This is a genomic window from Candidatus Rhodoblastus alkanivorans (assembly GCF_022760755.1).
Lineage (GTDB): Bacteria > Pseudomonadota > Alphaproteobacteria > Rhizobiales > Beijerinckiaceae > Rhodoblastus > Rhodoblastus alkanivorans.
This window is the reverse complement of sequence record NZ_JAIVFP010000001.1, coordinates 3,769,114-3,787,719: the sequence shown is the minus strand read 5'-3', so window position 1 is coordinate 3,787,719 and position 18,606 is coordinate 3,769,114. Positions and strand designations below refer to the sequence as shown.

Below are 18,606 nucleotides of genomic sequence, written 5' to 3'. Positions count from 1 at the left end.
GCGCGAATTTGCTGGCCGTCCAGCGAATTCATGCTTAATTTCGTTGCTTGAGCTGGATTTTCGCGCGAAATCGGGCGCGAAAATCCTGCCCGGAGCGGCGTACAAAAATTGGAGCGGCGTGCGAAAATGGACGCCGGATTTTCGCGAAAGAACTACGAAAACAAATGCTTCGAGACGCGGTTCCGATTTTGCGGAATCGCCGCCGCGTCCAGGCCCGCGAGCCGACCATGACCCAAAGGCGTGATGACGAGCCGCCGGGCGGACGCGATCTTCGGCTGATGGCCCGCGATGCGGACGATCTCGCCGTCCTCGCCGCCCATCTGCAGGACGCGATCCTGCGTGTCGGCGACATGCTCTACCAGCCTCGCGAGCGGCGCTTCGTCCTCGTCCTCAAGCGGTTCGACTGGCTTGCCTCGGCCAGCGGCGCGCCGCAACGGGCCCTGACGGGGCTGCATTTCGAAAATGTGCGCAGGGTTTCCTTGCGCGGCTTTCGTCAGGACAGGCCGGACGATCTTCTCTATTTGCTGAACATCGAATTCATCGCGGGCGAACCGCCCTCGGGGCAAGCGCGCCTGGTCTTTTCCGGCGACTGCGCCGTCAAGCTCGATGTCGAATGCCTTGAGGTCCGCATGGCCGATCTCGGAACGCGCTGGCGCGTCCGTCACGCGCCGGGCCATGGCGGCAAGGACAAGTCCGGCGCTTGACAAAAGCCCGCGCGGCTTCCAAACCCCTCGCGCGTTCCAAGGAGATAAGCGAATGCCGTTCCGGCTCGACGCCGCCGCCGCCGATTTTCGCGAAAGTTTCGAGCAGCTTCTGCATATGAAGCGCGAGACGGCGGAAGACGTCGATCAGATCGTCCGCGACATCATCGCCGACGTGATCGCGCGCGGCGACGAGGCCTTGATCGATTATTCGCGCCGCTTCGACCGCATCGAGTTGACGCCTGAAACCTTGCGCATTACGCGCGAGGAAATCGAGGCCGCGACCGCCGCCTGCTCCAACGAGCAGATCGCCGCGCTCGAGCTTGCGCGCGACCGTATCGTCTTCTTTCACGAAAAGCAGCGGCCGAGCGACCTGCGCTTCACCGATGAAGCCGGGGTCGAACTCGGCTGGCGCTGGACTGCGGTCGAATCCGCGGGCCTTTACGTGCCGGGCGGCACGGCGTCCTATCCGTCCTCGGTGCTGATGAACGCCATTCCCGCCAAGGTGGCGGGCGTCGAGCGCCTCGTCATGGTCGCGCCGGCGCCTGACGGCAAACTGTCGCCCCTGGTGCTGGCGGCGGCCCATATCGCGGGGGTGGACGAGATTTATCGCGTCGGCGGCGCCCAGGCGGTCGCGGCCCTCGCCTATGGCACGGAAACCATCAAGCCGGTCGCCAAGATCGTCGGTCCGGGCAACGCCTTCGTCGCCGCGGCCAAGCGCCGGGTCTTCGGCCAATGCGGCATCGACATGATCGCCGGGCCGTCCGAAGTGCTGATCCTCGCCGACAAAACGGCGCGCGCCGACTGGATCGCCATCGACCTTCTGGCCCAGGCCGAGCACGATACGGCGGCGCAAAGCATCCTCATCACCGACGACCCGCGGCTTGCCGACGCCGTCGAGGCGGCGGTCGCCGCGCGTCTCGAAACCCTGCCGCGCCGCGCCATCGCCGAAAAGAGCTGGAGCGAACTCGGCGCGATCATCCTGGTCGAAAAGCTCGAAAACGCCGTGCCGCTTGCCGACCGCATCGCCGCGGAACACCTTGAAATCATGGCCGTTAATGCGGAAGAGCTGGCGGCGGGCGTGCGCAACGCCGGGGCGGTCTTCATTGGCGCCTTCACGCCCGAGGCGATCGGCGATTATGTCGGCGGCTCCAACCATGTCCTGCCGACGGCGCGCTCGGCGCGTTTCTCTTCGGGCCTCAATGTGCTGGATTTCATGAAGCGCACCTCGCTGCTCAAATGTTCGCCCGAATCCTTGAGGGTGATCGGACCGGCGGCGGTGGTGCTGGGAAAATCGGAGCGCCTCGACGCCCATGCGCTGTCCGTGGCCATGCGACTTGGCTCCGGCCTCGGCCAGGGATGAGACATGCGTCACCTCGACAGCCAGCGCCGAAACCGGCTGTTCAGCATCACCCTCGACGAGGCCTCGATCGGCCGCGGCAATCCCGATCAGGAACATGAGCGGGCGATAGCGATCTATGACCTGATCGAGGAAAATTGCTTCGGCCTGCCGGGCCATGCCGGCGGGCCCTACCAGCTCCACATCGCGCTGCATGAGTCGAAACTGGCGCTGAACATCAGGGACGACGCCGGCGAGCCGATCGTCGTCCATATTCTGTCGCTCACGCCCTTCCGCCGCATCCTCAAGGATTATTTCATGATCTGCGAGAGCTATTACGCGGCGATCCGCAACGCGAGCCCCGCCCAGATCGAGGCGATCGACATGGGCCGGCGCAGCCTGCACAACGAGGGGGCGCAATTGCTGGCCGAACGCCTACGCGGCAAGATCGACTGCGATTTCGACACGTCGCGGCGCATTTTCACCCTGGTCACGGCGCTGCATTGGAAGGGCTGAAAATGGAGGCCTCGCGTCCGGGCGCGGTTTTATTCGCCTGCACGCTGAACAGCGCGCGCTCGCCAATGGCCGAGGGCCTGGCGCGCAAATTGTTCCGGTCGACCATGGAAGTCGCCTCGGCGGGCCTGCGCGCGGCGGACATGGACGGCTTCGCGCTCTGCGTCATGGCCGAGGCCGGCGTCGCCATGATGGACCATGTCGCCCGGACCTTCGACGAGGTGGACCTGTCGCGTTTCGACCTGATCGTGACGCTCTCGCCCGAGGCCCATCACCGCATGTTGGAGCTGACCCGCGACCTCTCGACGCCGGTCGAATATTGGCCGACCGCGGACGTCACTTGTGTCGATGGCGCCCGAGACCACAAACTCGCCGCCTATCGCGGCTTGCGCGACGCCTTGATGGGCCGGATCAAACAGCGTTTCGAGCCCGAGGGCCGAGCAACGATGAAGGTCCGCTCCGTGGACATTCCGTAAGCGCCGAAATTCTGCTCCGATGTCTCGGCTGGTCGCGCCGATAAAAGACCTTCGGCGGCTTCACATGTGGTCCCGGCGCGCACTGGTTCTGATCCATGAAAACGGGACAAAATCACGCGAGTCCCGCCAAAGCTTCCTTGCTCGCTTCAAACACGCCTTTTTCGGTGATGATCCCGCTCACGAGCCGTGCTGGGGTGACGTCGAAGCCGGGGTTGCGCGCCGGCGTGTCTTTCGGCGCGATCCGCACCGCAACCACCTCGCCATTCGCCGCCAGGCCGGGCATGATCGTGACCTCTTCCTGCGCGCGCTCCTCGATCGGGATCAGGCCGCCTTCGGCGAGCGCGGGGTCGAGGGTCGAGACCGGGGCGGCGACATAGAAGGGCAGGCCGCAGTCGCGGGCGGCAAGGGCTTTCAGATAAGTGCCGATCTTGTTGCAGACGTCGCCATTGGCGGCGATGCGGTCGGCGCCGACGATCGCCAGGTCGATCTCGCCGCGCTGCATCAGATGGCCGCCGGCGTTATCGACGATGAGGGTGTGCGGAACCCTCTGCTGGCCGAGCTCAAAAGCGGTGAGCGAGGCGCCCTGGTTGCGCGGACGCGTCTCGTCCACGAAGACATGGAGGGGGACGCCCGCCGCCTGGGCCTTGTAGATCGGCGCGGTCGCGGTGCCCCAGTCGACGGTGGCGAGCCAGCCGGCGTTGCAATGGGTGAGGATGCGCACCGGCGCGCCGTTGCGTTTTTCCGCCGCCGCGCGGATCAGCGCCAGTCCGTGGTCGCCGATCGCCTCGTTGCAGGCGATATCCTTCTCGGCCAGATGTCTGGCGAAGGCGAAAGCGGCGTCGCGGCGCAGCTCGTCGGGCATTTGCTGGAGAAATTCAGTCATCCGCGCCAGGGCCCAGGCGAGATTGACCGCCGTCGGCCGCGTCGCGCGCAAGACTTCCGCCGCTTTGGCCATGCCGGCGTCGGAAGAATCGGCGCGCAGGGCAAGCGCCAGGCCGAAAGCCGCGGTGACGCCGATCAGTGGCGCGCCGCGCACCTGCATGTCCTTGATCGCCCGCGCCGCATCGGCGAGATCGCGCAGCAGCACGGTGGCGACGGCATGGGGCAGGAGGGTCTGGTCGAGAATGAAGACGCCCTCGCCCTCGGGATCGGGCCAGATGGATTGGCGTCTTGCGCCGTCGATCAGCATGGCGGGCTCCTTTTGCCGCGCGCGGGCTTTTCCCCGCCGGGCGGTTCGATGAAAAGCGAGGCGGCGATCTTGCCGTCGCGCAGCGCGAGCAGCGCGCCCGGCTTGATCGCGGTCCAGGTCTCGTCGCTGGTCAGTGGGCCGGTCGCGACCACGGTGACGCAATCGTTCGGCCCGGTTTCTTCCGCGAAATTCACCTTGCGGTCGTCGTCGATCAGGCTCGCCTGGCCGAAAGGCGCGCGGCGGGTGAGGCAGGAAAGCCTTTTGCCGCAGAAGGCGTAAAGCGTCCGGCTGTCGCTGAGCAGCATGTTGAATACGCCCATCCGCGCAAGCCGCGCGCTGAGCTGGAGGATTTCGCGGTCGAGATCGCGGGCGGCGGGCAGGGAGGGGAAACGCGCCCGCAACTGGTCGAGCATCCAGCAGAAGGCATATTCGCTGTCGGTCGCGCCGACCGGCGCGTAAAAGTCGAGCGGCAGGGATTTGACGCCGCGCAACTGGCCGTTATGGGCGAAGGTCCAGACCCGGCCCCAGAGTTCGCGCGAGAAGGGATGGGTGTTGGCGAGGGCCACCGGGCCGCGATTGGCCTGCCTGATATGGGCGATGACGGTGCGGCTTTTGATCGGATGGGCGCTGACGAAGCGCGCGATGTCGGAGCTTGCCGCCGGTTCTGGATCGTGAAAGGCGCGCGCGGCGCGGCCTTCGTAAAAGGCGACGCCCCAGCCGTCGCGATGCGGCCCGACGCCGCCTCCGCGCCGCGCGAGGCCGGCGAAGGAAAAACGAATGTCGGTCGGGACATTCGCGCTCATTCCAAGGAGTTCGCACATCGGGTTCGGCGCCAGACGGATCGATCGATCCGGCATAGCCAAGGATCGCGCGCGCGCCAACAATTTTCGCGCTTCAGTGCATCATATCGGCGAGAGCCTCGCGCATCGCCGTGCTCGGAATGCCGAACAGCCCGCCGTAAGGCTCGTCGAGGTCCAGGATGATGAAGACCGCGATGGTAATCGAGAGGGCGCAGAGCGCGATGATGGTCATGATTGTCGTGTTCGGACGGGTGGTCAGTCCGAAGGAGCCGAACAGAATCGCCAGCCAGAACACCAGCACCCAATAAAAGGGCGGAGAAATCGAGGCGCGCGCGCCTTCGATCACTTTCCACCGCGCCTTGAGGACATCGCGATATTGCGCCTCGCAGGCCGAGAACACGTTTCTTTGCAGCGAGGTCGTCGGCTCAAGCGAGCGGATTTCCAGTCCGGCGTCGCCCAGGACGGTGGAGAGGCGCGGGGCCTCGCCAAATTGCGGCATCTCGGCCGTGTCGGGATAAGCGACGCCGGTCGGGCGCGGCTCGTCCGGCCAGGTGCTGGCGATGACCGCCGCGACATAGCCGCGCAATTGCGCGCGGATCGCAGCGGTTTCGGGTCCGTAATCGCGCAGGCAGCGATCGAGCTGGACGATCTGCGCCGCGTCGTTTCCGCGCGCGGCATAGGCGGAGTCGAAGCCGGATTTCACCGATGTCGTCAGAAGACCGAGCACGATCGCGGTGAAATTCACCAGGAGCATCACCACGAGCTGAACCAGCGATATGGACTCGGGCGATTTATGTTTTTCGGGCAGGCGGGTGTGAATGAAGAAGCCGAGCGCGGCGCTCGCGCACAGAATCAGAAAGATGACCACCGCATTGATGGGGTCCTGCATTGGTTGCTTCCCGCTTCGCGCGCCGTCCTGCCTGGCGGCGGGACAGCTTGGCCGGATTTTGCCGCGGCCTGTCAAGACGCGGGAGGCGCTCCGCGTCCGTTCCTGACGCCGGCGCGAAAGCGCCGGCGGCCTCGGGCGGCTCAGCGAAAATGCTTCGACAGTTTCAGGCCCTGTCCCTGGTAATTCGACTTGAGGTCCTGGCCGTAGAGAACGTCCGGCCGCTCCGTCATTTTCTCGAACAGCAGCGTGCCGACCCTTTGGGCGTGTTCGAGGATGAAGGGCACGTCGTGACATCTGACCTCGAGCACGATCTTGCTGCCGCGGCCATTGGCGTCCGGCGCGCCGAAGCCGGGGTCGATGAAGCCGGCGTAATGTACGCGCACTTCGCCGACCGACGTGTCATAGGCGATCATCTCCGAGGCTTCGTCGGGCGAAACGGCGATGTCCTCCAATGAGGCCATGATGTAGAAATCGTCGGGATCGAGCACCAATTCCCGCTGCCCCGGTTCGAGGACGATCGGCTCCCAGAAATCGGAGCGTCTATAGGCGCCGATACGGTCGATGTCGATGAGGCCGGACGTGCGGCGGGCGCGATAGGCGACGACATTGCCCGGTTCGGTCGGCTCCAGATTGATCGACACCGCCATCGTGCGCGGGACGGCGCGGGGTTCGTCCGCCTGTTCGCGGAAGCGGATCTGGCAGAGTTTCGCGCCGACGCCGCAGATGACCGGAAAGGACCGCGGCACCACTTCGGCGAATAGAGGCCCGTCATAGCCGTCGGGAATTTCATCGAAGGCGACGCCGCCATCGGTGATCAGCCGCACGAAAATGTCGAGTCGGCCCGAGGAGCTTTTGGGATTGGCGCGCGCGCTGACGCCGGCGGGGAGCTTGACCCGCTCGACCAGCGGAATGATATGGACGCAATTTCGCTCCAGAACCTGCGGACGCGACAGATCGACCTGATGGGTGGCGAGAGTCGCGAGCCGTTCTTCGACCGTCCGCGCCTTTCCGGGCAGAAAGCTCGCCGGAACGCGGTAGGCGCAATTTCCCAGGCGCAGGTCGAGGCTCGCGGGCTGAATCTGCCTCTCTTCGATGGTGATCGCCGCCAGGATGACGCCGTCCGCGGCGGCCTGCCGGATTTTCTGCGAAGGCCAGATGCGGAAGGTCATGGCGTGGTTCCGTTCTGTTTCATGGTTGCTGTCGCCGGAATCAATAAAAGCCGATGGGGAAATATTTCAGGTACAGCTCGTTCAGCTTGCCGCTTTCGTCGAGCTGTTGCAGCGCCCAGTCGAGCGTGTGGCGCAGCTTGTCGTCGCCGGGCCGCACTGCGACGCCGATTCCCTCGCCGAAAAAGGCGGGCTCGAGAAAAGGTCCGCCCTGGAAGACGCAGCAATTGTCCGAATGCGGATCGTTCATCCAGATCGCATAGGTCACCGCGTCGCCGAAGGCGAGGTCGATCTTTTTGTCACGCAAGGCCGCCAGCAAAGCGGCGCGGTCGGGAAAGGTTTTTATGGTCGAGCGCGCAAAGAATAGCTTGAGAAAGGCCTGGTGGGCGCTGCCCGCCTCAACCCCGATCGTCACGTCGCGCAAAGCCTCGGGCCGGACATCGAATTTTTTGGCGGTCGCGAGCGACATGAAGCGGGCGGGGGTGAGATAATAGGGCGCGGTGAAACGCGCGTGGGCCCGCGCGGCCGGCGTCTCCTTCAGCGAGGCGATGACGGCGTCTCCCTCCTTGGCGTCGAGCGCGTCGAGCAGATTGTCCCAGCGGCGCGGCTGGACGGTGCAGGAAACCTTCAATTCGTGGCAGATCGCCCGCGCCAGATCGACATTGAAGCCGGCGAGCGTCCCGTCGGGCCCGAGAAATTCAAAGGGCGGATAATCGTCGGCGAGCAGAAAGCGGATCGGCTTCAGCGTCTCGGCCCCCGGCGCAGCCGGGCGGTTGTGGGGATCGAACAGACTGGGCAAAAAGACGGAAGAATTTGCCGTTCTGGCCCGGGCGCTGCAACCTGCGAGTTGAAAAGCATAAAAAAAACAAAGTGCTAGGCAAAAAAGCTTTGCTGTCGCGCTGGATTGGCGGGTAAAGAATCTGCTGGTCACGTCCCGTCCCGGTCCGCTCATGAATCCTGGGCCTTTATACCGCAGCGGCCGAAGTTTTGAAGCCGATGGCGCCGAGGATTGGCCGCCCGAAATCGCCTTTCTCGCCGCCGAGGGGGTCGGCGTGAAAGCGCTGAACCATGCGGCGCGGCGCGCCCGCGCCCAGGGCGCCGGCGCCGACGAGGTTCTCATCGCCGAAGGGTTGATCGAGGAAAGCCTTTATTACCGGGCGTTGGCGCGGCGCCTCAACTGCGCCTATGTCGAGCGCGCGGCGGCGCTCGCGCCCGGTTTCGATTATCGGGCCGCGCTGCGCGCCAGCGTCGCCCGCGCCGATCCAGGGCGCGAAAATTTCGACTGGCTGATGGCGCCGCGCGGCCGTGACGTTCGCAAGCTGCTGGCGCTTGGCTCCGGCGCCGCCCGTCGCGTCGCGATCTGCGCGCCGGCGATTTTTTCGGCGCTCGTCCGCGCCAAGGGCCGCCGCGCTTTGTCCGACGACGCCAGTTACGCTTTGTCGCGCGCCGATTCGCGGCTCAGCGCCAACGCCCCGCAATTGCGCTGGAGCAACCGGCTGACCATGCTTTTCAGCCTTGTCGTGCTGGCTGGCCTGTTCGCTTTGTCGTCGGAACTGCTCGTCTTCGCCTCGTCCTTTCTCTCGGCGCTGTTCCTGGGCGGGATCTATGTGCGGCTGTGCGCCCTGGCCGCGAGCCGGACGCCGACCAGCCCGCCGCCGCCCCCTTTGTGCGACCGCGATCTGCCGACTTTCACCATCGTCGCGCCGATGTATCGTGAGGCCGGCGTCGCCGCGCAATTTTTACGCGCGATCCGGGCGCTCGATTATCCTTGCGCGAAACTCGACCTGAAGATCGTGGTCGAGCCTGACGATCCGGGCACCGCGCAGGCCTTGCGCGCCGCCGGATTGCCGCCTTATGCCGAAATTGTCGTGGCGCCGCGCGGCGCGCCGCGCACCAAGCCGCGCGCGCTGAACGTCGCTTTGCCGCTGGCGCGCGGGCGTCTGCTGACGATCCTCGACGCCGAGGACCGGCCCGAGCCGGGGCAACTACGCGCGGCGGCGGCGGCCTTCGCCGTCGCCGGGCCGCGCGTCGCCTGTTTTCAGGCGCGACTTGCGATCGACAACGGCCATGAAAGCTGGCTGTCCTATTTTTTCGCCATCGGCTACGCCGCTTTGTTCGACGTCATCAATCCGGGCCTTGCCGCGCTCGGCCTGCCGCTGCCGCTCGGGGGCACGTCAAATCATTTCCGCACCGACATTCTGCGCCGGGTGGTCGGCTGGGACGCCTGGAACGTCACCGAGGACGCCGATCTCGGCTTGCGCTTCGCGCGCCTCGGCTATGAGGTCGGGGTGATCGCGGCGACGACTTACGAAGACGCGCCGACCGACATTGCGAGCTGGCTCGGGCAAAGGTCGCGCTGGATGAAGGGCTGGATGCAAACCCTTGCGGTCTTCCTGCGCACGCCGCGCAAGCATGTCCGCAAGATCGGCCTGATCCAGAGTTTTTCCGCGCTCAGCGCCATGTCGAGCCTGATCGCCGGCCCTTTGTTCGGGCCGTTCTACAGCGCGCGCTTCGCCCGTGACCTCATTTACGGCGACCTGCTGGCGCCGGCGAACGCCACGCGCCTTTTCTTCGCCGCCCTCAACCTGAGCGTTGGGCTGTTCGGCCTCGCCGCGCTGATCGCGCCGATGGCGCTTGGCATGAAACGGCGCGGCCTGAAAGCCTCGCCGCTTCTTTTGCTTGCGCCGTTCTATCTGCTGCTGCTGAGCGCCGCCGCCTGGCGGGCTCTATGGGAATGGACACGCCGGCCGTTCGTGTGGACCAAGACCGAACACACGCCGCGGCCGGCTCAAACCGACGCCGGCGCCAAAAATTTCCCCGCAAGAGCGTCGGCGATCAAGGCGCGGGCGTTGTCCACGCCGTAAAGCGCGACGAAGGAGCCGAAGCGGGGGCCGCGCGCTTCGCCGAGCAGCACCTGATAGAGCATGGAGAACCAATCGTTCGACACGCCCGGCTTTTCCGGAGTCGCGCTCTTGGCGGCAAAATTCTGATAGCGCGGGATGGGGCGCGCGACGTCATAGAGCAGGGTCTGGACGTCTTCCGCGCTCGGGTCGGGCGGCAGGCCGGCGAGCGCCTCGGACAGCTTTTCGAGCGCGGCGCGCTCGACCTCATCCGCCGCGCGATAGACTTTTTTGGGCCGCACGAAATCGCGGAAATAGACCACGGCGTATTGGATCATGCGGTCGAGGCGGGGAAATTTTTCCGGGCTCGCCTCGGGCGCATAGCGGCGCAGGAAGCCCCACAGCACCGCGGGGTCCTCGCTGTTGGCCACCGCCGCGAGGTTCAGGAGCATGCCGAAAGAAATCGCCGTTCCTTTCGCTTCGCCGGCATGGGCGATGAATTCGGGCGGCGGTGGGTTCCCGGCATGGATATGCCAGGCGGGATTGCCGAGCCGCAATTTCCAGTCCTGGCGGGGATAAGCGTCGAGAAAGGCGAGATATTCGTCCACCGCCTTGGGAATCACGTCGAAATAGAGTCTTTTGGCCTCGCGCGGCTTCCAATACATGAAGAAGGCGAGCGATTCCGGGCTGGCGTAGCGCAGCCATTCGTCAATGGTCAGGCCGTTGCCCTTGGACTTGGAAATCTTCTGCCCATTCTCGTCGAGGAACAATTCGTAGTTAAAGCCCTCCGGCGGCGCGCAATCGAGCGCGCGGGCGATCTCGCCCGAAAGCTTGACCGAATCGATCAGGTCCTTGCCGGCCATTTCGTAATCGACGCCGAGCGCGCACCAGCGCATCGCCCAGTCCGGCTTCCACTGTAATTTACAATGGCCCCCGGTCACCGGGGTTTCGAAGCGCTCGCCCGTGTCCGGGTCGCGCCAGGCGATGAGCCCGCGCGCGACGTCGATTTCTTCGAGCGGAACCTGCATCACGATTCCGGTCGTGGGATGGATCGGCAGGAAGGGCGCGTAAGACGCCGCGCGCTCGGCGCGCAGCGACGGCAGCATGATCGCCTGGACGGCGTCGTAGCGCGCCAGCATTTTCAGCAATGTCGCGTCGAAACGGCCGGATTGGTAATATTGCGTCGCCGAGGCGAATTCATATTCGAAACCAAAGGCGTCGAGAAAGGCGCGCAGCCGCGCGTTGTTATGTGCGCCGAAGCTCGGATATTCGCCAAAAGGGTCCGGAACCTGGGTCAATGGCTTGCCGAGATGGGCCGCGACCAGATCCTTGTTGGGAATATTGTCCGGAACTTTGCGCAAGCCGTCGAGATCGTCGGAAAAGGCCAGAAGCCGCGCGGCGATCTTGCCCTGGGTCAGGGTTTCGAAGGCGTGGCGCACCATGGTCGTGCGCGCGACCTCGCCGAAAGTGCCGATATGGGGCAGTCCCGAGGGACCATAGCCGGTCTCGAACAGGACCTGTTTCTGTCCGCTGCGCTCCACGCGCGCCACGAGTTTTTTCGCCTCCTCGAACGGCCAGGCGTTCGATTGGCGGGCGAATTCGGCGAGCTGGGAGGCGATTTCGGTCATTTTTTTTGGCAACGTGTCAGGCTTTGGCGTTTGCGCCCTCGCTTTTATCCGTTGCGCGCGGCTGGCGAAAGGGCAAAAAGAATGCTGTAAATCGCCGGTCCGGGGGGAGAATTTGGCGCTCATCTATAAAATCGTCGCGGCCGACGAATGGGAAGACGCGCGCGGGCGCGGATTGTTCGAAGGAGCGGCCATCGACCGCGCTGACGGCTTCATCCATTTCTCGACCGCCGCCCAGGTCGAAGAGACCGCGGCGAAACATTTCGCCGGCCGGGACCATCTCCTGCTGGTTGCGGTCGAGGAGCAGGACCTCGGCGACAAGTTGGTTTACGAGGTTTCGCGCGGCGGCGCTTTGTTTCCTCATCTTTACGCGCCGCTGCCGACCGGGCTCGCCCGTTTCGCGCTTCCCCTCGACCGCCGCGCCAACGGCGCGCATGATTTTTCCGGACTGCTGGAATGATGGGATTTTTCGATTCTTTCGCTCTGCCCTTTCTCCATGCGATCGATGCCGAGCGCGCGCATAATCTGACGATTTTCGCGCTGGAGCGCATGCCCCTGCCGCCGCCGCCCGCCGATCATGAAACGCTCGGCCAGACCGTCTTCGGCCTCGACTTCCCCAATCCGATCGGCATGGCGGCTGGTTTCGACAAGGACGCCCGCGTCCCCGCTCCCCTTCTTCGTCTCGGTTTCGGCTTTACCGAAGTCGGCACGCTCACCCCGCGCCCTCAAGGAGGAAACCCGCGGCCGCGTCTTTTCCGCCTGCATGAGGATCGCGCGATCATCAATCGTTTCGGCTTCAATAATGGCGGTCACGCCGACGCCCATGACCGCCTGGCGGCGCGCGGCGCGCGCGGCGGGGTGGTGGGCGTCAATATCGGCGCCAACAAGGATTCGTCCGACCGCGCCGCCGATTATGTCGCCGGAATCGAGGCCTTCGCCGACGTCGCCTCTTATTTCACCGTCAATATTTCCTCGCCCAACACGCCCGGCCTGCGCGACCTGCAACAGCGGGACGCGCTCGATAACCTGCTTGCCCGCGTGCTTGACGCCCGCGACGCGGTCGCCGCAATCGAGCCGCGCCGGCCGGTGCTGCTGAAGATCGCGCCGGACGTTAGCCTGGCCGAACTCGACGACGTCGTGGCGGTCGCCCGCGCGCGCGGCGTCGATGGCATGATCGTCTCCAACACCACGATTTCCCGATCCGATTCGCTGCGCGACGAGGCGCGCAAAGAGACCGGCGGCCTGTCCGGCGCGCCGCTGTTTTCGCTCGCCACCCGCATGCTGGCGCAGACTTTTATCCGCGTCGAAGGGCAGTTTCCGCTGATCGGGGTCGGCGGCGTCGATTCGCCGGAAGCCGCCTGGGCCAAGATCGAGGCCGGCGCGACTTTGATCCAGCTCTATTCCTCGCTGGTTTACGAGGGCCTCAGCCTCGTCGCGCGCATCAAGAACGGGCTGGTCGCCCATTTGCAGGCGCGAAAACTGCGCGCGATCGGCCCGGCCGTTGGCAGCGCGGTCCAGGATTGGCTATGACGCCGCGCTGAAGCGATCGACGAAAAGCTCCAGAAGTCGCCGCAACTCCCGCATTTCCTCAGCTCCGAGGACATCCGCGAACGCCGCCTCGCTGTCAGTGCTGAGCTGAATCAAAGCCTCCGACGCCGCCCGCCCCCTTGCGGTGAGCTGCACCAGTTTGGCTCGGCCGTCGGTCGGATCCGGCTCAAACTTCACGTAGCCCGCCGCCGCCAGGCTATCCGCCAGATAGGCCATGCTTTGCTTGGTCATCTGAGCGCGTTCGGCGAGGTCCGACACGCGAGAGCCGTTCTCGGTCAAATTTCGGAAAAGGCGTGAATGGGCGGGGCGGATGTCCGGAAAGCCAACTTCGGCAAGCCGGGAATAGACGCGGGCGCGCAGGGTTTCGGCGGCGAATTGCAGCAAGCCGCCAAAAGTCCGCCGCCGTAATCGGATATTGGTCTGTTCCATGAGCCACAAATTGACATTGGACAGATAGCATGTCTATATCAGACAGGTTATCTGTCTATATGGAGGGAACGATGGCGCAAACGCAACCTTTCATGGCGTCGTGCGCGGAATTGCCGCAGCCTTTGAACGTTCTTGGCGAGCGAATCACCGTTCTCGTCGATTCAGGCCGCTCTGGCGGGCTCGAGCTGTTTCGGCAGCAGGGAGACGCCGGGCAGGGCCCTCCTCCCCACGCCCATGAATGGGACGAAACGTTCTATATCGTGACGGGCGAAGTCGAAATCGGCGCTGGAGACTTGAGCCAGCGGCTCGGACCCGGCGCCGTCGCCCACGTGCCCGCGGGCGTCACGCATTGGTTCCGGTTTGTCACCGACGGCGAGATGATTTCCGTGACTTCGCGCGCCGGCGCGTCGCGGCTTTTCGGTGCGCTCGACGCCGCCATAAAAGCAGGCGCGACCGAAAAGCAAGCGCTCATTCCGGTGATTCTGGAAAATGGCGCTGTTCTTCGCGTGGCGCCTCAAAGCGCGAGACAGGCGACGGCCGAATTCTGAATAGGACACCATTGGGCGTTCAGACGGGCGTGCGCCGGCGCAGGGCGGCGACCGGGATGCGCCGGCGTCGGCGCAGATGCGCGCTTTCCCGCCAGAAATTGCCCGCGTCAATTGCCGTGCCCGCGCGCAATAATGACGCGCGGCGAAAGGTCGCCGCGCGTTCGTCATTCGCAAAATTTCCAGCCGGGTCTTACTTGGCCGGAGCGTAATAGGCGAGCCGATCGAGCAACGAAGCCTTCATCGCCTGGGCGCCGTTCAGACATTCGAACTGAACCGCCTTGCCTTCGGCCGTGTCCAATTGGGCCGGCTTGCCGACATCGACCGTCAATTGCACGCGCATGGCGGAATAGGCCGGCGCGCGGTCTTCATGATAGCCGTCGGCGACGATCGCCGTCAGTTTGCAGCGGCCGTCGGCGGCGACGAAATAGCCGCCCAACTGCTTCGATCCGACATCGAGCATGACGCCCTGATAGGGCTTGACTGTTTGTGCCGTGTTGTCCCGAGCCGAAGCGAGGCCAGCCGAGGCGAAAAGGCCCGCGGCGGCGAGCGTGGCGGCGAGCAGATGACGCGCATTCTGCATGTTTTTATCCTTTCAGAGAGGCGTTTGATACTAAAGTCTAAAATAGTGCAGTGCAGCGATTTGTGCAGTGCAAACTACACATGACAGGGTCCCGCTTGGCTCATGACGCGCGAGCGGCGTTAGCTGGCGCGCAAGCGGCTTTCGAAGCCGCGCCGCTTGCCTTATGAAAGGGGGATGACCGATCCGCGCCTCTTCGCTCCAGCCGCCGCCCGCAACCGCGAGCCGATTCTCGACGTCCTGCGCCAGATCCTTCCGTCGAAAGGGCTGGCGCTCGAAATCGCCAGCGGCTCCGGCGAGCATGCCGCTTATTTCGCCGCCGCGTTTCCCGGCCTGCAGTTTCAGCCTTCCGACCCCGACCCGGGAGCGCGGGCGAGCATTGACGCCTGGATCGCGGCGAGCGCCCTGCCCAATGTCCGGCCGGCGGTCGCGCTCGACGCGTCGCGCCCGCCCTGGCCTTTGTCCTGGGCCGATGCGATCCTGTGCATCAACATGGCTCACATCTCGCCCTGGGCGGCGACCGAGGGCCTGTTCCGCCATGCCTATGAAATACTCGCCCCCGGCGCGGTCCTTTATCTCTATGGCCCCTTCGCGCGGGCGGGAGTGGCGACGGCGGAGAGCAATCTCGCCTTCGACGCCTGGCTGCGCGGGCAGAATCCGGAATGGGGCCTGCGCGATCTCGCCGCCGTCGAGGCGGTCGCGCGGGACAACGATTTTTCCGCGCCGCGGATCGTCGAAATGCCGGCGAACAATCTGAGCGTCATCTTCCGCCGCATCTAAGAGCGGCGGCATATTTTTCGCTTCGCGCGGGCATGATCGATCCCCGCCTCCACGCGCCGGCGGTCGCCCGCAACCGCGACGCCATTCTCGCGATTCTGCGCGGCGTTCTGCCGCGGAGAGGGCTGGCGCTCGAAATCGGCAGCGGCACCGGCGAGCATATCGTCCATTTCGCCGCCGCCCTGCCGCTCCTGACGTTTCAACCGTCGGACATCGATCCCAACGCGAGGGCGAGCATCGACGCCTGGGTCGCCTGGAAGCGGACATGGAATGTGCGGCCTGCCATCGCGCTCGACGCCCGGCGTCCGCCGCGGCCTATCTGCACGGCCGACGCCGTTTTTTGCATCGACTTGCTTCATGTCGCGCCCTGGCCTGCGACCGAGGGGCTGTTCTATCAGGCTTATGACCTGCTCCCGCCGGGCGCCAGGCTTTTTATCCATGGCCCGTTCTTGCGCGACGGCGTCGAAACCGCGCCGGCCCTTCGCGCTTTCGACGCTCGTTTGCGCGCGCAAAATCCGGAATGGGGTTTGCGCGAACTTGCGGCGGTCGAGGCCGTGGCGCGGGACAACGACTTTTCGGAACTGGAGATCATTGAAACGGCCGCGAACAATCTGGGCCTAATCTTCCGAAAGCTTTAGGACGCGCGTGACGCGTCGTGGGGAAAAACCGGCGTCCGCTTTTTCGATATAGGCGCTCGACCTCAGGCCGAGGCGCGCCGGGTCAGCGCCGCGGCGCGGGCGCGGAAAATATTGTCGATGAAGATGCGCGCGCTTTCCGGCCAGGTGTAGCGCGCGGCATGCGCCCGGCAGTCGGCGCGCGAAAGTTGGAGCGCGCCGAGGCAGGCGGCGCGCAGGTCCTCGCTCAGGAGCCCGACGCGCGGATCGGTGATGACGTCGATCGGGCCGGGGACGGGAAAGGCCGCGACTGGCGCGCCGCAGGCCAGGGCCTCGATCATCACATTGCCGAAAGTGTCGGTGCGGCTGGGGAAGACGAAGACATCGGCCGCCGAATAATAAGGCGCCAGATTGTGCCGCGCCTTGACGCCGACGAACAGCGCTTTCGGGAAACGCTCCTGCAGAGGCAGGCGCGACGGTCCGTCGCCGACCACGATCTTCGAGCCCGGCAGGTCGAGGGTGAGAAATGCCTCGATGTTCTTTTCCGGCGCGACCCGGCCGCAATAAAGGAAAAATGGGCGCGGCAGGCTTTTGAGTTCCGTCGGCAAATCCTCGACCGGGCGGAACAGGGTCTGGTCCACGCCGCGCGGCCACAACATGGGACGCTGGAACCCCCGCGCGGAAAGATCGTCGGCGAGGGTCTGGGTCGCGACCATCAGGCCGGCGCTCCCGGAATGGAACCGGCGCAGGGCGGCGTAGGACCAGGCGGCGGGGATCGGCCAGCGCGCCTCGACATATTCGGGAAAACGGGTGTGGTAGGAGGTGGTGAACAATTCGCCGTTGCGCGGGCACCAATAGCTCGCAGCGACGCCGAGCGGGCCTTCGGTGGCGATATGGATATGGTCGGGCCGATGGGCGCGGATCAATTCGCCGACCGCCTTGGGGCTGGTGAGCGCCAGCCGGATTTCGGGATAGGACGGCGCGGCGATGGTGTGGAACTGGTCCGGGCCGATCACCACGAATTCATGGCCGAGCTTTTCGCCCGCCGCGATGAGGTTGGAAAGGGTGACGACGACGCCGTTGACCTGGGGACGCCAGGCGTCCGTGACGATACAGATTTTCATTTGGCGCTCGCCCCGAACGGCTTTGGCGAAGAAACGGAAGCGCGAGCCGCGATGTCCCGACAATTTGCGGGCCGCGCCGGGGAAGCGGGGCGGCGGGGCCGGAATTTCACGGATTCGCCATGGCTCATGGCCATCCCCTAGCAGTCCGATATGACCGAAATAATAAGAGCCTGCCGCGCGCTCCCGGAACTGTCAAAAAACGGAAAAACTCACTCCCGGCCGCGCATGGTGAGCAGGCGCAGCGCCAGCCAGATCGGAACGACGATGGCCGCGCCCGCCGCAATATATTCGGCGATGCTGCGAATTGCTTCAAATCCCATGTTCCAGAAATGCTGGATCATGCCCCGCAGGCTGTCGAGGACGTCTATCGGCCTGATGTCGAGCCAGACCAGGAAAAAACCGACGATCAGCGAAAGGAACACCAACCGGACCGCGACCGACGCCGGCTTGCCGCCGAGAAAGCGCTCGAACCCGCCCGGGTCGGGGCGATTCGCGTCGGCTATGTCGGCGGGGCGGGGCTCGAAGGGATGGCGCGCCGGGGTGTCTTGTTCGGTCATGGTCCAACTCCTCGTCGCCCAAGGCCTCGCTGTTCAAGTCCTCGTCGCAGGCGGGACGGCGCGGCGCTGGAGACCGCCGCCGCGCCCTCAAAATAAGCGGGGCCAGCCGCGGCGCCAGACCATGACCGAAAATTAATCGCCGAGCGCGCTCGCCGAGAGATCGCTCATCGCCTCGATCCGCGCCGCCGCGATCACGGCCTGGGTCCGGCTTTCGACCCCGAGCTTCTGCAGAATGGCCGAGACATGGGCCTTGACGGTCGCCTCGGACACCGAAAGCTCATAGGCGATCTGCTTGTTGAGCAGCCCCTCGGACAGCATCATCAGAACCCGCACCTGCTGCGGGGTGAGCGAGGCGAGCCGGCGCACGCTCTCGGCGGTCTCGCGATCGATCGGGCCATTGAGATCGACCTCCGGCGGCGCCCAGACGTCGCCGGCGAGCACGGAGCGGATCGCGGCCTGCATCGTCTCTATGTCGGTGCTTTTCGGAATGAAGCCGGAGGCGCCGAAATCGATGCACAGGCGGATGACATTGCGGTCCTCGCGGCCGGAGACGACCACCACCGGCGCGCCAGGATATTGCGCGCGCAGCATGATCAGCCCCGAATAACCGCGCACGTCGGGCATGGCGAGATCGAGCAGGATGAGATCGATTTCGGAATTGGCTTCGAGCGCTTTGGTCACGTCATCCAGGCTGCCGCATTCCACGATTTCCGCGCCGGCGACCGCATTGGCGACGGCTTGCCGCAAAGCTCCGCGAACAAGCGGGTGGTCATCGGCGATCAAAATGCGGGATTTCTGATGTTCCACTCTCTCCACCCCGGGGCCTAGACATGAAGACCAACCAACGCGGCAGGCGTCGGTCGCAGAAAACTTGTCAATCCTACTTCTTTCTGT

The 18,606-nt window shown here is 65.0% G+C and carries 21 protein-coding genes; 10 read left to right on the top strand and 11 right to left on the bottom strand.

Annotated elements, in window-relative coordinates; all coding sequences use genetic code 11:
- Window positions 1-227: 227 nt before the first annotated feature.
- Genes K2U94_RS17610 through K2U94_RS17595 form a run of 4 tightly spaced genes read left to right on the top strand, consistent with a single transcriptional unit; the run spans window position 228 to window position 3,029 of the window.
- The gene (locus tag K2U94_RS17610) at window positions 228-704 is read left to right on the top strand and encodes a DUF2948 family protein (RefSeq protein WP_243068460.1); all 477 of its coding nucleotides are present in this window, start codon (window positions 228-230) and stop codon (window positions 702-704) included.
- 52 nt (window positions 705-756) lie between these two features.
- The gene (gene hisD / locus K2U94_RS17605) at window positions 757-2,064 is read left to right on the top strand and encodes a histidinol dehydrogenase (RefSeq protein ID WP_243068459.1); all 1,308 of its coding nucleotides are present in this window, start codon (window positions 757-759) and stop codon (window positions 2,062-2,064) included.
- 3 nt (window positions 2,065-2,067) lie between these two features.
- The gene (locus K2U94_RS17600) at window positions 2,068-2,556 is read left to right on the top strand and encodes a UPF0262 family protein (protein ID WP_243068458.1); all 489 of its coding nucleotides are present in this window, start codon (window positions 2,068-2,070) and stop codon (window positions 2,554-2,556) included.
- A 2-nt stretch (window positions 2,557-2,558) separates the two neighbouring features.
- Window positions 2,559-3,029 (top strand): arsenate-mycothiol transferase ArsC, encoded by a 471-nt coding sequence (locus tag K2U94_RS17595; RefSeq protein ID WP_243068457.1) that lies wholly within the window; start codon window positions 2,559-2,561, stop codon window positions 3,027-3,029.
- A gap of 112 nt (window positions 3,030-3,141) precedes the next feature.
- Here the strand turns inward: K2U94_RS17595 and mtnA are convergent, their stop codons facing one another.
- The 5 genes from mtnA to K2U94_RS17570 all read right to left on the bottom strand — a co-directional run bounded on the left by mtnA (window position 3,142) and on the right by K2U94_RS17570 (window position 7,872).
- A complete protein-coding gene (gene mtnA / locus K2U94_RS17590) occupies window positions 3,142-4,218 on the bottom strand; it encodes an S-methyl-5-thioribose-1-phosphate isomerase (RefSeq protein ID WP_243068456.1) in 1,077 nt (358 codons plus the stop codon).
- Window positions 4,212-5,039 (bottom strand): class II glutamine amidotransferase, encoded by an 828-nt coding sequence (locus K2U94_RS17585; RefSeq protein WP_243068455.1) that lies wholly within the window; start codon window positions 5,037-5,039, stop codon window positions 4,212-4,214. The genes mtnA and K2U94_RS17585 overlap by 7 nt, the downstream gene beginning before the upstream one ends.
- Before the next feature lie 73 nt (window positions 5,040-5,112).
- A complete protein-coding gene (locus K2U94_RS17580; RefSeq protein ID WP_243068454.1) occupies window positions 5,113-5,907 on the bottom strand; it encodes a bestrophin-like domain in 795 nt (264 codons plus the stop codon).
- Window positions 5,908-6,047: 140 nt separating this feature from the next.
- Window positions 6,048-7,076: a 2'-deoxycytidine 5'-triphosphate deaminase domain-containing protein gene (locus K2U94_RS17575; protein WP_243068453.1), complete on the bottom strand. Its 1,029-nt coding sequence runs from the start codon at window positions 7,074-7,076 to the stop codon at window positions 6,048-6,050.
- 40 nt (window positions 7,077-7,116) lie between these two features.
- Window positions 7,117-7,872 (bottom strand): transporter substrate-binding domain-containing protein, encoded by a 756-nt coding sequence (locus K2U94_RS17570; protein ID WP_243068452.1) that lies wholly within the window; start codon window positions 7,870-7,872, stop codon window positions 7,117-7,119.
- Between the two features lie 151 nt (window positions 7,873-8,023).
- Here K2U94_RS17570 and K2U94_RS17565 point away from each other — a divergent pair, with 151 nt between their 5' ends.
- Window positions 8,024-9,937: a glycosyltransferase family 2 protein gene (locus K2U94_RS17565; protein ID WP_243068451.1), complete on the top strand. Its 1,914-nt coding sequence runs from the start codon at window positions 8,024-8,026 to the stop codon at window positions 9,935-9,937.
- On the opposite strand, the gene K2U94_RS17560 is transcribed toward K2U94_RS17565, so the two are convergent.
- Entirely contained in the window at window positions 9,862-11,541 is a 1,680-nt protein-coding gene (locus K2U94_RS17560) for a lysine--tRNA ligase (protein WP_243068450.1), read from the bottom strand. The genes K2U94_RS17565 and K2U94_RS17560 overlap by 76 nt on opposite strands.
- Before the next feature lie 112 nt (window positions 11,542-11,653).
- Here K2U94_RS17560 and K2U94_RS17555 point away from each other — a divergent pair, with 112 nt between their 5' ends.
- On the top strand, window positions 11,654-11,998 hold the full coding sequence (locus tag K2U94_RS17555; RefSeq protein WP_243068449.1) for a DUF952 domain-containing protein: 345 nt from the start codon (window positions 11,654-11,656) through the stop codon (window positions 11,996-11,998).
- Window positions 11,995-13,068, top strand: coding sequence for a quinone-dependent dihydroorotate dehydrogenase (locus K2U94_RS17550; protein ID WP_243068448.1), 1,074 nt, complete (start codon window positions 11,995-11,997; stop codon window positions 13,066-13,068). The genes K2U94_RS17555 and K2U94_RS17550 overlap by 4 nt, the downstream gene beginning before the upstream one ends.
- On the opposite strand, the gene K2U94_RS17545 is transcribed toward K2U94_RS17550, so the two are convergent.
- A complete protein-coding gene (locus tag K2U94_RS17545; RefSeq protein WP_243068447.1) occupies window positions 13,063-13,515 on the bottom strand; it encodes a MarR family winged helix-turn-helix transcriptional regulator in 453 nt (150 codons plus the stop codon). The two genes, K2U94_RS17550 and K2U94_RS17545, sit on opposite strands and share 6 nt — an antisense overlap.
- Before the next feature lie 71 nt (window positions 13,516-13,586).
- Here K2U94_RS17545 and K2U94_RS17540 point away from each other — a divergent pair, with 71 nt between their 5' ends.
- Window positions 13,587-14,063 carry a cupin domain-containing protein gene (locus tag K2U94_RS17540; RefSeq protein ID WP_243068446.1) on the top strand — a complete coding sequence of 159 codons (477 nt, stop codon included), beginning with the start codon at window positions 13,587-13,589 and terminating at the stop codon, window positions 14,061-14,063.
- Between the two features lie 190 nt (window positions 14,064-14,253).
- On the opposite strand, the gene K2U94_RS17535 is transcribed toward K2U94_RS17540, so the two are convergent.
- Window positions 14,254-14,643: a hypothetical protein gene (locus K2U94_RS17535; protein ID WP_243068445.1), complete on the bottom strand. Its 390-nt coding sequence runs from the start codon at window positions 14,641-14,643 to the stop codon at window positions 14,254-14,256.
- Between the two features lie 174 nt (window positions 14,644-14,817).
- Between K2U94_RS17535 and K2U94_RS17530 the strand changes: the two genes are divergently transcribed.
- Window positions 14,818-15,420, top strand: coding sequence for a DUF938 domain-containing protein (locus K2U94_RS17530; RefSeq protein ID WP_243068444.1), 603 nt, complete (start codon window positions 14,818-14,820; stop codon window positions 15,418-15,420).
- Window positions 15,421-15,452: 32 nt separating this feature from the next.
- Entirely contained in the window at window positions 15,453-16,055 is a 603-nt protein-coding gene (locus K2U94_RS17525; protein ID WP_243068443.1) for a DUF938 domain-containing protein, read from the top strand.
- Between the two features lie 62 nt (window positions 16,056-16,117).
- On the opposite strand, the gene K2U94_RS17520 is transcribed toward K2U94_RS17525, so the two are convergent.
- From K2U94_RS17520 to K2U94_RS17510, 3 genes are all read right to left on the bottom strand, one after another.
- A complete protein-coding gene (locus tag K2U94_RS17520) occupies window positions 16,118-17,155 on the bottom strand; it encodes a glycosyltransferase family 4 protein (RefSeq protein WP_243068442.1) in 1,038 nt (345 codons plus the stop codon).
- Between the two features lie 209 nt (window positions 17,156-17,364).
- The gene (locus K2U94_RS17515; protein WP_243068441.1) at window positions 17,365-17,712 is read right to left on the bottom strand and encodes a DUF6460 domain-containing protein; all 348 of its coding nucleotides are present in this window, start codon (window positions 17,710-17,712) and stop codon (window positions 17,365-17,367) included.
- A 132-nt stretch (window positions 17,713-17,844) separates the two neighbouring features.
- The gene (locus K2U94_RS17510; protein WP_243068440.1) at window positions 17,845-18,519 is read right to left on the bottom strand and encodes a response regulator; all 675 of its coding nucleotides are present in this window, start codon (window positions 18,517-18,519) and stop codon (window positions 17,845-17,847) included.
- Window positions 18,520-18,606 lie beyond the last annotated feature (87 nt).